The organism is Bacillus sp. PK6-026 (assembly GCF_054161455.1).
Genome location: NZ_CP096418.1, coordinates 752,717 through 767,189 on the forward strand (window position 1 = coordinate 752,717; position 14,473 = coordinate 767,189).

The following is a 14,473-nucleotide window of genomic DNA, read 5'->3' on the forward strand; positions in this document are numbered from 1 at the left end:
ACATATACGCTTGTCCTCATATTATTTACTCGAACAGTTGAAAAGGGGAGAATGGAGGAAAATGAATAACTCCTCTAGGCGAGAGAAAGCCATCATCCTATAGAACCGACTGTCCATATTTATGATCCACAAAAAAAGCAGCCAAAGGGCTGCTTTTTTTAAAGCGTATCGCATTTTACGCCGACGACGCCGTCGATCGCTTTGATATCGTAATAGACATCGGTGACATACCGTTTCTTATGAACCATGATTTTCGTTTCCATGACCGGAAATTCATTATCGCGCATATCATCGATCCGGACGGAATGAATCCGGATTTTTTTCGCTTTCATTTCCTTGAGGATATCCGTCAGTTTATCCTTGTCATTCAGAGACATGCGGACGCGGATTTCTTTTTCCTGCAAGCGGTTCGGGCCGATTTTGCCGACGATCCACGGCAAAAACTCGACGCTGATTAAAATGAAAATGAGACTGACAAATGCTTCTTTATAAAAGCCCGCTCCGATGGCGACGCCGAGGCCGGCTGCTCCCCAGATCATCGCTGAAGTGGTCAGGCCGGAAATGACGTCGTTGCTTTTGCGTAAGATCACGCCCGCTCCGATGAAGCCGATCCCCGATATGATTTGTGCGGGAAGCCGCAAAGGGTCCATCATAATTCTGTTCGACTTTGGAAAATGGTATGCCGCATCAATGCTGATCATTGTCAGAACACAGGAACTGATCGCAATCACGATGCACGTTTTTAAGCCGAGCGGCTTGTTTTTCAGCTCCCTTTCGAGACCGATGACCATTCCGATTAATGTTGCGATGCCAAGCTTCAACAGTGTTTCTGTTTCAATATGCCAATCCATGCCCATGATCTCCTTTCCGACAATATCTTATATGATTGATATGATTTTCTCACAGACGCTATGGATCGACAACTGTTTTTGAAGGGGATGTCGCGGAACCATTCATCAGCAAGAAAGCCCAATACTCCTACCATTATATTGCCGGTGTGGCATCAAAAGAATTCCGTCTGAGCAAAAAAGCCGCCGGATATCGCCCGGCGGCTTTCATTGCCTGATCATTTAAGAATGTTCTTCCTCATGCGTCTGTTCCATTTCTTCAAACATATCTCTTGCTGCTTTTGCCGGCTTGTTCGTGATCATGCTGACAGCGTAAACGACAATCAAGCTCAGGAAGAAACCAGGGATCATTTCATAGATTCCCGTCTTCTCCTGCAGACCGGTCAGAATGCAAATCAGCACGGTCACGGCTCCTGTGATCATACCGGCCAATGCGCCCCACTGGTTCATCCGCTTCCAGTACAAGCTGAGAAGGATGGCGGGTCCGAATGCGGAACCAAACCCGGCCCACGCATAGCCGACCAAATCAAGGATCGTGTTGTTCGGTGTCAGAGACAGAAGGATCGCGATGACGGCGACAAGCAGAACGCTCAGACGTCCGACAAGAACGAGTTCCTTATCCGAAGCTTTGCGCCGGAAAAACGTCCGGTAAAAATCTTCCGTCATGGCGCTTGATGTGACAAGCAGCTGGGAAGACACCGTACTCATAATCGCCGCGAGCAAAGCGGAAAGCAAAAATCCGGTAATCAGCGGATGGAATAATACTTTTGAGAACACGATAAAAATCGTTTCCGGATCTTTAAGCGCTGTACCTGTTTCATGGACATACGCTACACCGATCAGTCCGACAAGCAGTGCGCCGATTACGGAGATGATCATCCAGCCCATTGCGATGCGGCGCGCAGGCTTCAGCTCTTTTACGGATGAAATCGCCATAAAGCGGACGATAATATGCGGCTGACCGAAATAGCCCAGTCCCCAGGCGAGAAATGAAATAATGCTAATGACGGTCGTTCCTTTGAAGAAATCGAGCAAGCTTGGATTGATTTCTTCGATCACATTGAAAGTCGGCGTAATTCCGCCTAATTGAGTAAAGGCAACGATCGGCACGAGCACTAAAGCGATAAACATAATCAAACCTTGCACAAAGTCAGTGAGACTGACGGCCAAAAACCCTCCGAACAGCGTATAAGCAATCACGACTGCTGCCGTTAAGAAAAGACCCATTTTATAATCGAGGCCGAACGCCGTTTCAAACAGTCTTCCTCCGGACACCATACCCGCCGACGTGTACAGTGTGAAAAACACCATGATGACGATGGCTGATGCCAGGCGCAAGATTCTCGTCGTATCATTAAACCGATTTTCGAAAAAATCCGGAATTGTAATCGCATCGTTTGCTACTTCTGTATATGTGCGCAGCCGGGGAGCGACAACCAAGTAGTTCACATAAGCTCCGATTGTTAAACCGACGGCAAGCCAGGCGCTCGAAAGTCCTGTCACATACATGGCTCCGGGCAGTCCCATCAGCATCCAGCCGCTCATGTCCGACGCGCCGGCCGATAAAGCCGTAACAGCAGGCCCAAGACCTCTGCCGCCGAGCATGTAGTCATTCAAATTGGATGTCTTTCTGTAGGAATACCAGCCGATTAAGAGCATCGCGGCAAAATAAATCCCTAACGAAATAAATATTTCAACACTCACGTTTCATATCTCTCCTCTTTAAAAATAATGTGGCATCACCTCTTTAAAATTTTCGACAATACTGACTTGCGGTACGAAGAAAATTGCAGGGCCCCCTCTTTGAAAAATCAAGTATTGGAATTAAGGCGCTGCCGATTAGATCGTACTTAGTTACCTAACCTATCAAACTATTCCCCATCAATCAACCGTGAAAAACATCCGATTTTATTGAAAAAGAGCGCGATGGTTCTGATAAGCATCATAATGAAAACGCTTACAAATATTATATAAAGTAAAAATATTCTGAATATTAGTACGGGCTATTTTACTGAATTTTTCATGTGCGATAAAATAAAAGCCGCCTAATGGGGCGAAGATCGTGGTTTTGTTGATTTAGAAGGCTAAAATTTGATATGATCAGTATTATGACTAAGCGAGAATAACCTTGGAGGTGTTTTTAGTATGTCGCGTATTTCTATAGAAGAAGTAAAGCATGTCGCCCATCTTGCCAGACTGGCGATTACGGACGAAGAAGCGGCGATGTTTACCGAACAGCTTGACAGCATTATTTCATTTGCAGAAGAGCTGAACGAAGTCGATACAGAGAATGTTAAACCAACAACGCACGTATTGCAAATGAAGAATATCATGAGGGAAGATGTCCCTGATAAAGGCCTTCCGGTTGAAGACGTCGTCAAAAACGCGCCTGATCATAAAGACGGCTACATCCGCGTGCCGTCAATCTTGGACTGAATAAAGGAGGGAGCGAGAAAACATGTCACTGTTTGACCATAAAATATCTGAATTAAAACGTCTCATACATAATAAAGAGATCAGCATATCAGATTTAGTCGATGAATCTTACAAACGGATTCACGAAGTTGACGGAAAGGTACAAGCCTTTTTGCAGCTTGATGAAGAAAAAGCCCGCGCATACGCCAAAGAATTGGACGAAGCGCTTGATACCCGTGATGAGCACGGCCTTCTTTTCGGGATGCCGATCGGTATTAAGGACAATATCGTAACAAAGGATCTGCGGACAACGTGCGCAAGCAAAATTCTCGAGAACTTTGACCCGATCTATGATGCAACCGTTGTTGAGCGTCTTCACGAAGCTGAAGCCGTCACCATCGGAAAGCTGAATATGGATGAATTCGCGATGGGTTCTTCCACAGAAAACTCAGGCTTTAAAAAGACAAAAAACCCGTGGAATCTCGAAACTGTTCCGGGCGGATCAAGCGGAGGCTCTGCGGCTGCGGTTGCGGCCGGGGAAGTGCCGTTTTCACTTGGATCTGACACGGGCGGATCGATTCGCCAGCCGGCATCTTTCTGCGGCGTCGTCGGCTTAAAGCCTACATATGGACGCGTTTCCAGATACGGCCTTGTCGCATTTGCTTCTTCATTGGATCAAATCGGCCCGATCACAAGATCTGTCGAAGACAACGCCTACCTTCTTCAGGCGATTTCAGGCGTCGACAAAATGGATTCGACGAGCGCCAATGTGGACGTGCCCGACTATCTGTCAGCGTTAACCGGCGACATTAAAGGACTTAAAATCGCCGTGCCGAAAGAATACCTCGGCGAAGGAGTGGGAGAAGAAGCGAGAAATTCCGTGCTTGAAGCGCTGAAAGTGCTCGAAAGCCTTGGCGCGACATGGGAAGAAGTATCGCTTCCGCACAGCAAATACGCGCTGGCGACTTACTACCTGCTTTCTTCATCTGAAGCGTCGGCAAACCTGGCGCGCTTCGACGGCATCCGCTACGGTTACCGCACGGACAATGCCGACAACCTGATCGACCTGTACAAACAAACGCGTTCCGAAGGATTCGGAAACGAAGTGAAACGCCGCATCATGCTCGGTACGTTCGCGCTCAGCTCAGGCTACTATGATGCGTACTATAAAAAAGCGCAAAAAGTCAGAACGCTGATCAAAAAGGACTTTGAAGACGTATTTGCAAACTATGACGTTATCATCGGACCGACAACGCCGACGCCGGCATTTAAAATCGGCGAAAAAATGAGCGATCCGCTGACCATGTATGCCAATGACATTCTGACGATTCCTGTCAACCTTGCGGGCGTACCGGGAATCAGCGTCCCGTGCGGCTTGGCGAACGGCTTGCCGCTCGGCCTGCAAATCATCGGCAAACACTTTGACGAAAGCACAGTATACCGCGTCGCCCATGCATTCGAACAGGCGACAGACCACCATAAAGCAAAACCTGAACTGTAAGGGGTGAAAAAACATGAACTTTGAAACGGTAATCGGACTTGAAGTCCACGTGGAGCTCAAAACAAAATCGAAAATTTTCTCCAGTTCTCCAACGCCATTCGGCGCGGCGGCCAACACGCAGACAAGCGTTATCGACTTAGGCTATCCGGGTGTACTGCCTGTGTTGAACAAAGAAGCCGTTAATTTCGCGATGAAAGCCGCGATGGCGCTCAACTGCGAAATTGCGACAGAAACGAAATTCGACCGGAAAAACTATTTCTACCCCGACAACCCGAAAGCTTATCAAATTTCTCAATTTGATAAACCGATCGGCGAAAACGGCTGGATCGAAATCGAAGTCGGCGGAAAAACGAAGCGCATCGGCATCACCCGCCTTCATTTGGAAGAGGATGCGGGAAAACTGACGCATACAGGCGACGGCTACTCCCTTGTCGACTATAACCGCCAGGGAACACCGCTCGTTGAAATCGTCTCCGAGCCCGATATCAGAACGCCTGAAGAAGCTTACGCCTACCTTGAAAAACTGAAATCAATCATTCAGTATACAGGCGTTTCCGATTGTAAGATGGAAGAGGGCTCGCTCCGCTGCGACGCCAACATCTCCCTCCGTCCGATCGGACAAGAGGAGTTCGGCACAAAGACAGAGCTGAAAAACCTGAACTCATTTGCCTTTGTTCAAAAAGGCCTTGAGCACGAAGAAAAACGCCAGGCGCAAGTTCTTTTGTCAGGCGGTGTCATTCAGCAGGAGACGCGCCGCTATGATGAAGCGTCCAAAACGACGATTTTGATGAGGGTCAAAGAGGGATCTGACGACTACCGCTACTTCCCTGAGCCTGATCTTGTCGAGCTTTACATTGACGATGAGTGGAAACAGCGCGTGAAAGACAGCATCCCTGAGCTTCCGGACGAGCGCCGCAAGCGCTACATCGAAGAGCTTGGCCTGCCTGCCTATGACGCGAAAGTGCTCACTTTGACAAAAGAAATGTCCGACTTCTTCGAAGCAGCCGTCGAAAAAGGCGCAGACGCGAAGCTGGCGTCGAACTGGCTGATGGGTGAAGTGTCGGCTTACTTGAACGCTCAGCAACAAGAGCTTGCGGATGTTGCGCTCACGCCTGAAGGCCTTGCAGGATTGGTCAAGCTGATCGAAAAAGGCACGATTTCATCGAAAATCGCGAAAAAGGTCTTCAAAGAATTGATCGAAAAAGGCGGAGACGCAGAAAAAATCGTCAAAGAAAAAGGCCTTGTACAAATTTCTGACGAAGCGACGCTCAGAAAGCTTGTCACAGAAGCGCTCGACAACAATCCGCAATCGATCGAAGACTTTAAAAACGGAAAAGACCGTGCGATCGGCTTCCTTGTCGGCCAAATCATGAAAGCCTCAAAAGGACAAGCGAACCCGCCGATGGTCAACAAGCTTCTTCTTGAAGAGATTAATAAACGATAAAAAAACAGACTTATGCTACTTAAATGGAGGTCCTCATATTGGGGACCTTTTTTTATTTGTGTAAAGATGTAAATAAATAAAATTAAAATTTATTTGAACTTTATTTAGAGATATATTATCATTAATTTAAGTTTTGTTTTTAAATTTATTGATAAGAGGGGCTGTCTATGGAAAGAAAAGATGTACCCGAATGGATATTGGCTTTAGAAGAAGAGGATGTAGAATTTATTAAAAACTTTACGCTGAAATCTGGTTCGTTAAAAGAAATTGCAAAGAGTTATCAAGTATCCTATCCAACAGTTAGGGTTAGGTTGGATCGATTAATACAAAAAATTCAACTCATTGATGAATTGGAAAATGAGACTTTTGTTCATTTTATTAAACAGTTAGCTATCGATGATCAGATAAGTCTGGAAAATGCAAAGTTAATCATTGAGAAATATAAAAAAGAGCGGGGTGTTCATAAATGAATACTATATATATACTACTGATCGGATTTGCAATACTGGGAATTCAATATTTTTTATCGACCAGAAATCGTACTTTTTGGGGAGCTATACTGCCAACAGCTTATATCATTTTTCTCGTTGCATTATCCATTCATGAAGGAAAATCTTTCGCATCATTCTATCTTCCTCTTATTGGCGGACTGGCTTTATTGCTGGGGGAATGGATTAAAGGCAGAGAAGCTTTGAAAAAAAAGCAGGAAAGAGAAATGAGAGTTATGAAAGCCATGGATATTAAATAACAGGACCAGCCTCAAAAGGACAGAACAAGCTGCTTAAAAAACCTTGGAGAATAATTCTCCAAGGTTTTTTCGTTATTCCACAACAGGCGTCAAAGAACCGCCGTCCCAGATGTCTCCTTTATTCAGCGTCCATGGATGAAGATAGAGGGCGCCCGCTCCCTTATTCACAGCAGGGCTCCACCCATCGTTCCACGCCAGGAAGTACGTCGTATTCGGATATTTCTCTTTGATTGCATGGATAAACCGCGCGTAATCCAGCCCGCCGTTTGTCGTCTGTGGCCCGACCTCTGTAAAGGCAAACGGCTTGTTCAGAGATGTGAGCTGATCGTAGCCATCAATGGCGTGCGGGTCATCAAAATAAGCGTCAAGCCCGACGATGTCAACATATGATGCGCCCGGATAAAAGTCTGTTTTAAAGTCTCTGTTGGCGTCAGGCGCATACACCCACAACAGATGATCCAAGCCTCTTGTCTTTGTCATATAGTCATAGATTTTCACATAGAGCCGTTTGTATAAGGAGATTCTCGCGCTGTCTTTTTGATTATATTGCGTCAGCCCCCACCAGAACCATTCGCCGTTCATTTCATGAAGGGGTCTGAATAGAACGGGTACGCCTTCATTTTCAAGCTCCTGAAGGCCATCGGCGATTTTGCTCAGCATCGCCTCAAGCCGTTTTCCTTCGGGCGTGGAAGAATCTAAAATTCTCTCATACTGGCTGTTTGAAATCTGAGTTTTATAATGACCCGAAGTAAACGCGGGGTTTGCGAGGTGCAGGCTGATTTGCGGAATGCCTCCGCTTTTCCAGTATGCGATCAAATCGCTGTTGCAGCTGTAGTCAATCGTATCGGCGATCTCTTCCGGCTCCAGCCATCCCCTTGCATAATCGCAGCCGTATATGGCTGGCAGCTGTCCTGTTGCCTGTTTGATCCGGTCGGCTTCAGTCAGCGAAAATGTGTCAAGGCTGTATCCTCCGAATGCCCCGGACATCACCCGGTTTTCCGTCCGATTGGGCAGGTGGGCAAGCCAGTTCATCACCGCTTTCGTCGTCGGCTGGGCATTCGGATTCACCGGAGAAACGGTGTGTGCGTAGCTCGGCTGCGAAACGGCAAAAGCAAGGAGCAGCGCGAAGATAGAGCAAACGATGCTTTTTTTCACTAAGGTAAAACCCCCTAAAAATCTAGATTGTCTTAAGCGATCTTATTATACATGCTGTTTCCAAAATATTCATGGTCAGATCGTCGTATTGTAGGGAAATAAAAAAACAGCCATCAGGCTGTTTTATGAATGAAGGAAACGGGTGATCATTCCATAGAGATGCTGGACATTGTCCTGATGCTCCAAATTTGTCAGCATGCCCTGGAGCACGGGGATGCGGGGCGAATCTTTTCTCAGCTCTTCCTCGATCACATCCAGTGTAATGAGAATGTCTTCCGGCAGCGCCGGCTGACGTTTGGCATCTTCAAGCTCCCGCAAAATCGTATGTTTATCGGCCGTACTGCCGGCGTTCCGGTAATAGCTGTACGTCCGTCCGGCCAGGATCGGCTGCTCCCCGTTTTGAACCATGCCATCAATCATGTCATCGATTCTTCTCATAATAAAATCCGCAAGTTCGTAAAAATCGATATCCAGTTCATTAAAGATAAACAAATTTTGATAAGACTGCACGATGCCTTGAACGATCACGGACAAGTCTGACAGATAGGGCTTCACAATGTCCCCGTAGGCTGCTGACAGCGCGTTTTTATACGTCTCGTGGAATTTTTGGCTGACATTTTTAAAATATTCTTCGATCTTGCTGTTTTCCGGGATGCTGTGTTCGCTGATCATCACGAGAATAAAGTCGCGGTGCTCCTTGCTCTCACTGAATTGATAAGCAATCTGCTCCTTGAACGTTTCCTTCGGAGGAAAATTCTTTTGCTGAATGATCTTCATATTTTCCATCGTTCGATCGATATAATACTTAATGATTGCAAGCAAAAGCGCTTCTTTCGACTTGAAATGGAGGTAGAAAGCTCCTTTTGAGATGTTGCATTCATTGGCGATGTCCTGAATCGTTGTGGAAGCAAACCCGTTTTTCGCGAACAGGTGCAGGCCTGCTTTAATGATTTTTTCTTCTTTTTCTGTCATGAATGTACCCCTTTAACACTTCTTTAAAATTGAATAAATTTTAACATATATAAGTTGACGCTGTTTACTTTTGAAGTTTATTATTGTATAGAATGACCAGTCAGTCAATCTGTATTCTGAAAATGATATACACAATGGAGGTCGTAATGAATTCTATCATTAATTTTGTACTAAAGAACAAGTTCGCTGTGTGGCTGATGACGATTATTGTTACGGTTGCCGGCATTTATGCGGGTTTAAATATGAAGCAGGAATCAATTCCTGATGTGAACATGCCTTATTTGACCGTCAGCACGACATACCCCGGAGCCACTCCGAGCCAGGTAGCTGATGAAGTCACAAAGCCTGTTGAACAAGCCGTGCAAAATCTGGACGGCGTCAGCGTTGTGACGTCCACTTCGTATGAAAACGCATCATCGGTGATGATTGAATACGATTATGAAAAGGATATGGACAAAGCGAAGACGGAAGCCGCTGAAGCATTGGCGAATCTCGATCTGCCGGACAATGCGAAAGAGCCGAGCATTTCGCGCTACAGCATGAATTCCTTCCCGATCCTCGCGCTCAGCGTGTCCAGTGATAAAGACGATCTTCAAAGCTTGACGAAAAAAGTGGAAGACAGCCTCCTGACGAAGCTTGAAGGCCTTGAAGGCGTAGCTTCCGTTCAGCTTTCCGGGCAGCAGGTTGAAGAAGTCGAATTTTCATTTAAAAAAGACAAATTGAAGCAATATGGGCTTGACGAGGATACAGTCAAGCAAGTGATTCAAGGATCTGATGTGACGACTCCGCTTGGGTTGTACACATTCGGGAAAGAAGAAAAATCGGTCGTCGTGAGCGGCGATATCGAAACAATTAAAGACTTGAAAAATATGAGAATTCCAGCGGCGTCTGCCGGAGGCGCAAGCGCGCAAGCCGGAGCGCAAAGTGCGCAAGCGGCCCAGGGCGCGCAGGCTCAAGCCGGAGCACAGAGCGCCGGACAAGCTCAGCAAAGCGCGGGAATCCCGACGGTTAAGCTGTCTGACATCGCAACGATTAAAGATGTCAAAAAAGCCGAATCCATTTCACGAACCAATGGTAAAGACAGCATCGGCATCAGCGTCATTAAAGCAAACGACGCCAATACCGTCGAGGTAGCCGACAACGTAAAAGCTGAACTCGAACAATTCAAAAAAGACCACAAAGGCTTCAAATACAGCTCGACATACGATCAAGCCGAACCGATCACCGAGTCGGTCGAGACGATGCTGAGCAAAGCGATTTTCGGAGCGATCTTTGCGGTTGTGATCATTCTCTTATTCCTAAGGGATATTAAATCAACATTAATCTCGGTCATTTCGATTCCATTGTCATTGTTAATCGCACTGCTTGTCTTGAACCAGCTTGATATCACGCTCAATATCATGACGCTCGGCGCCATGACGGTCGCCATCGGACGGGTTGTCGACGACTCGATCGTCGTCATTGAAAACATTTACCGCCGCATGAGGCTGAAAGATGAGCCGCTGCGCGGAAAAGCGCTCGTGCGCGAAGCGACGAAGGAAATGTTCATGCCGATCATGTCATCAACGATCGTGACGATCGCGGTATTCCTGCCGCTCGCACTCGTCGGCGGTCAAATCGGCGAATTGTTCCTGCCGTTTGCCTTAACGATTGTATTCGCGCTTGCCGCATCCCTGCTGATCGCGATCACGCTCGTGCCGATGCTTGCGCACACCCTCTTCAAAAAGTCGTTGACAGGTGCGCCGGTGAAGGCGAAAGAACACAAGCCTGGGGTACTGGCCAACTTCTACAAAAAAGTGTTAAATTGGTCGCTCAGCCATAAATGGATCACTTCGATCATCGCGGTTCTAATGCTGGTCGGAAGCTTGTTCCTCGTGCCGCTAATCGGAGCGAGCTACTTGCCTGCTACAAAAGATAAAATGGTGCAAATCACATACACTCCTGAACCGGGAGAAACGAAAAAAGAAGCGGAAAAAGAAGCGCAAAAAGCTGAAAAAGTCCTATTGGACCGCAAACACGTCGATACGGTTCAATATACGTTAGGAGCGGGAAATCCGCTGATGGGCGGAAGCTCAAACGGCGCGTTGTTCTATATCAAATATGAGGAAGACACACCTGATTTTGATAAAGAAAAAGACAACGTCCTAAAAGACATTCAGAAGCAATCCAAACGCGGAGAATGGAAAACCCAGGATTTCAGCTCTTCAGGCAATAACAATCAGTTAACCTATTATGTGTACGGAGATTCAGAAAAAGAGATTAAAGGCACTGTAAAAGAGATCGAAAAGATTATGAAAGACCAAAATGACCTGAAGAACGTAAACTCAGGCCTGTCCAGCACATATGACGAATTTACTTTTGTCGCTGACCAGGAGAAATTAAGCAAACTCGGGTTAACGGCATCACAGATTTCTCAGGCGCTCATGAAAGAAACATCGCAGGCGCCGCTTACAACCGTGAAAAAAGACGGAAAAGATCTTGATGTCACGATTAAAACAGAAGAAGAAACTTATAAAAGCGTCAAAGATTTAGAAAACAAGAAAATCACAACTCCGACCGGCCAGGAAGTGAAAATCGGCGATGTCGCGAAAGTGAAAGAAGGCACGACATCTGACACGATTTCAAAACGCGACGGCAAAATCTATGCCGATGTCACGGCGGAAGTCACATCGGACAACGTCACAGCCGTATCAGTCGACGTACAGAAAAACATCGACAAGATCGAGCTGCCTGACAACGTCACAATCGATACAGGCGGCGTATCCGCTGATATCGAAGATTCCTTTACAAAACTCGGACTCGCGATGCTTGCGGCGGTCGCGATCGTCTACCTCGTGCTTGTGATTACATTCGGCGGAGCACTGGCGCCATTTGCGATCCTGTTCTCGCTGCCGTTTACGATTATCGGCGCCTTGGTGGGACTATACGTATCAGGAGAAACGATCAGCCTGAACGCAATGATCGGAATGCTGATGCTGATCGGAATCGTCGTCACAAACGCGATTGTCTTAATCGACCGCGTCATCCATAAGGAAGCGGAAGGGCTCTCAACGAGAGAAGCGCTCCTTGAAGCCGGCTCTACAAGGCTCCGTCCGATCCTGATGACGGCCATCGCCACAATCGGCGCCCTGATTCCATTGGCGCTCGGATTTGAAGGCGGCAGCCAGGTCATTTCAAAAGGACTCGGCGTCACCGTTATCGGCGGTTTGATCAGTTCGACGCTCCTTACCCTGCTGATCGTACCGATCGTATACGAAGTGCTGGCGAAATTCCGCCGGAAAAAACCGGGTATGAAAGAAGAGTAAGTCGATAAAACATGAACCCCTTGGAATGGTCCTTTCCAAGGGGTTTTTTCTTTGATGAGACGATCGTCGGTGTTTAACAAATATATCCTGTGTTATGCTTTGTTTAGAAAAGGCAACAGAGGAGGCAGTGAATGGAATCGAAAGGAAACAACGAACCAAGCTCCAAAGCCGTAAAGCGGCTCACCTGGATCATACCGATCGTGTTGATCGGAGTCATTTTTCTCTTGAAAAATATAAGAAATCCTGTGACTGATGTTTTATTTTATATTGTATGTGCAGGTGTTATCACCTTAGTCATTTTCAGCATCATGAAAGAGACAAAAAGCAGATGAAAACTTGTCGATAAAGGTTGGAATGATCTTCATCGACAAGCTTTTTTAATGCTGCTGATTTCGTTTTCCAGCCCCGCAAAGAAGCGGTTAATCATTCGGATTGATTACCGCCAGCAGCTGATGGTCTTCCCATTTTCCGTTGATCTTAACGTTTTTCCGGGCGATGCCTTCTTTGTGAAAGCCCGCCTTCTCCAGCACCCGGATCGAGGCAAGATTACGGGGCATGACGCCGGCTTCGATGCGATGGAGCTTGAGATCTTGAAAGGCGAACTCGACCATCAGCTTGACGGCTTCTGTCGTGTAGCCTTTGCCGTTGTGTTTCTGATCCGAAAAATAGCCGATGAAGGCGCTTTGCAAGGAGCCGCGCAGTACCTGGAAAAGGTTGATCGTTCCGATCAGCGTATCGTTTGCAGGATCAAAGATGCCAAAATAATAATCTACATCGTTCTGCATATTTTCATATAAACTTTGAAGCCTCTTCTGTTGTCCTTCGATTGTATAAAACTCTTCGTTCCGCTCCATTGAAAACTGTTCAAAAAACGGGCGGTTTGCGTTCTGCAAGTCAAGGCAAGCCTCGGCGTCTTCAGCCGTGAGCGGCCTGATATAAATGTTTGTCCCTTTTTTGATCATGGAAAGTCTCCTTTTATAAAGATGGAATGCGGTCGGCTTTTTTCATCAACTCTTCAAAATACGCAAAAAATTGATCCCTGTCGACTTGATCGACGACTTCGACCATTCTGCCGTGAGGATGCTCTTCTGTCGTTCCTTGGCGCGGGCTTTCCGTATGGACAACCGCCTTGACGCTGCGCGAGCGTGTCATATCGACTGTGCCGAGTGTCAGCGTCGTCAGCACATCCCAAAGGTAGTATGTCGAATTCGTCTCGTTATGGACAAGCGGCGGACACATCGCATAGCACTGGCCGATAAAATCGATCCCGACATGCTTTCTGAGGCTTGCCCAATGGGAGCGGATATCGTTTGTCAATGGCACCTGGTTCGTGCTTTCAAGCGCGACCATTTCGATCTGAATATCGCGTTCAAACACCGTCTTGACGCTGTAAGGGTCCCAAAAGGCGTTCCATTCCGCCGTCCCGTCGTGCTCAGGCTCTTCCACATTTCCTTTCTCAAGGAAGGTGCCGCCCATCCAGACAAGTTTGGCAATGTGCTTGATGATCGCCGGTTCTTCCTCAAGCGCCCTCGCCAAGTCTGTCAGCGGGCCGGTAAACAGCAGCGTCACCGGTTCCGGGCTCTGTTTGACGCATTCAATGAGATGGAGGTGAGCGGGCAGGTCTGACACAGGGGTCCGGACTTCGCCTTTTTCATTTAAAAGCGGCAGGGCGTCGACATAAAAAGCGTGCATGCGCCACTCCTTCGGGAACGGATGCACCCCTCTCGAATCGGATGCCGCAGTCTCGACCTGGTACGAACCGAAGCGGTCAATGATTTTTCGGCTGGCACTGAGAGCCGGCTCCAAATAGCAATCCGCCGGTATGACGGATGCTCCGATCAATTTGACATCTTCCATCTGCAATAGCAGAAATAAAGAGACGAGATCATCGACGCCTCCGTCATGGTTAAAATAAACGGGCTTTTTCACAGCAACATCTCCTTTTTTCTTAATATTGATTATTTTACATCAATTAGATCCCGAAGTCTTTTTTACCATGAATTAGGGCATTTTATCTAAAATTAAACAAATAATAAAACCCATTTTGTTGCGATTTTTTCAACAACTAGTATAATTAAAGGTTGT

Annotated in this window: 13 protein-coding genes; 7 read left to right on the forward strand and 6 right to left on the reverse strand. The window is 46.9% G+C overall.

What is annotated here, in order from left to right; genetic code table 11:
- Positions 1 to 158: 158 nt before the first annotated feature.
- Positions 159 to 851, reverse strand: coding sequence for an MgtC/SapB family protein (locus M1D59_RS03785; RefSeq protein ID WP_020450464.1), 693 nt, complete (start codon positions 849 to 851; stop codon positions 159 to 161).
- 219 nt (positions 852 to 1,070) lie between these two features.
- On the reverse strand, positions 1,071 to 2,552 hold the full coding sequence (putP, locus tag M1D59_RS03790; protein WP_023855603.1) for a sodium/proline symporter PutP: 1,482 nt from the start codon (positions 2,550 to 2,552) through the stop codon (positions 1,071 to 1,073).
- 441 nt (positions 2,553 to 2,993) lie between these two features.
- Between putP and gatC the strand changes: the two genes are divergently transcribed.
- The 5 genes from gatC (at position 2,994) to M1D59_RS03815 (ending at position 6,956) form a co-directional block, all read left to right on the forward strand.
- A complete protein-coding gene (gene gatC / locus M1D59_RS03795) occupies positions 2,994 to 3,284 on the forward strand; it encodes an Asp-tRNA(Asn)/Glu-tRNA(Gln) amidotransferase subunit GatC (protein ID WP_003179590.1) in 291 nt (96 codons plus the stop codon).
- A 22-nt stretch (positions 3,285 to 3,306) separates the two neighbouring features.
- Positions 3,307 to 4,764, forward strand: a complete 1,458-nt coding sequence (gene gatA, locus M1D59_RS03800) for an Asp-tRNA(Asn)/Glu-tRNA(Gln) amidotransferase subunit GatA (protein ID WP_095292954.1) — start codon at positions 3,307 to 3,309, stop codon at positions 4,762 to 4,764.
- Positions 4,765 to 4,777: 13 nt separating this feature from the next.
- Complete coding sequence (gatB, locus tag M1D59_RS03805) at positions 4,778 to 6,208, forward strand: Asp-tRNA(Asn)/Glu-tRNA(Gln) amidotransferase subunit GatB (RefSeq protein WP_020450467.1); 1,431 nt, start codon at positions 4,778 to 4,780, stop codon at positions 6,206 to 6,208.
- Between the two features lie 167 nt (positions 6,209 to 6,375).
- On the forward strand, positions 6,376 to 6,678 hold the full coding sequence (locus M1D59_RS03810) for a DUF2089 family protein (RefSeq protein WP_020450468.1): 303 nt from the start codon (positions 6,376 to 6,378) through the stop codon (positions 6,676 to 6,678).
- Positions 6,675 to 6,956, forward strand: coding sequence for a hypothetical protein (locus tag M1D59_RS03815; RefSeq protein ID WP_020450469.1), 282 nt, complete (start codon positions 6,675 to 6,677; stop codon positions 6,954 to 6,956). Before M1D59_RS03810 ends, M1D59_RS03815 begins: the two co-directional genes overlap by 4 nt.
- A 72-nt stretch (positions 6,957 to 7,028) precedes the next feature.
- Here M1D59_RS03815 and M1D59_RS03820 read toward each other — a convergent pair whose 3' ends face one another.
- Both M1D59_RS03820 and M1D59_RS03825 read right to left on the reverse strand, forming a co-directional pair.
- Entirely contained in the window at positions 7,029 to 8,111 is a 1,083-nt protein-coding gene (locus M1D59_RS03820; RefSeq protein WP_048350347.1) for a glycoside hydrolase family 26 protein, read from the reverse strand.
- 123 nt (positions 8,112 to 8,234) lie between these two features.
- On the reverse strand, positions 8,235 to 9,083 hold the full coding sequence (locus M1D59_RS03825; protein ID WP_025810344.1) for a TetR/AcrR family transcriptional regulator: 849 nt from the start codon (positions 9,081 to 9,083) through the stop codon (positions 8,235 to 8,237).
- A 146-nt stretch (positions 9,084 to 9,229) separates the two neighbouring features.
- On the opposite strand from M1D59_RS03825, the gene M1D59_RS03830 reads away from it, so the two are divergent.
- On the forward strand, positions 9,230 to 12,388 hold the full coding sequence (locus M1D59_RS03830; RefSeq protein ID WP_458117794.1) for an efflux RND transporter permease subunit: 3,159 nt from the start codon (positions 9,230 to 9,232) through the stop codon (positions 12,386 to 12,388).
- A gap of 131 nt (positions 12,389 to 12,519) precedes the next feature.
- Entirely contained in the window at positions 12,520 to 12,720 is a 201-nt protein-coding gene (locus M1D59_RS03835) for a hypothetical protein (RefSeq protein WP_458117795.1), read from the forward strand.
- An 87-nt stretch (positions 12,721 to 12,807) separates the two neighbouring features.
- On the opposite strand, the gene M1D59_RS03840 is transcribed toward M1D59_RS03835, so the two are convergent.
- Positions 12,808 to 13,350, reverse strand: a complete 543-nt coding sequence (locus tag M1D59_RS03840; protein WP_224146549.1) for a GNAT family N-acetyltransferase — start codon at positions 13,348 to 13,350, stop codon at positions 12,808 to 12,810.
- Between the two features lie 13 nt (positions 13,351 to 13,363).
- Positions 13,364 to 14,317, reverse strand: a complete 954-nt coding sequence (locus tag M1D59_RS03845; protein ID WP_025810350.1) for a nucleoside hydrolase — start codon at positions 14,315 to 14,317, stop codon at positions 13,364 to 13,366.
- Positions 14,318 to 14,473: the final 156 nt, after the last annotated feature.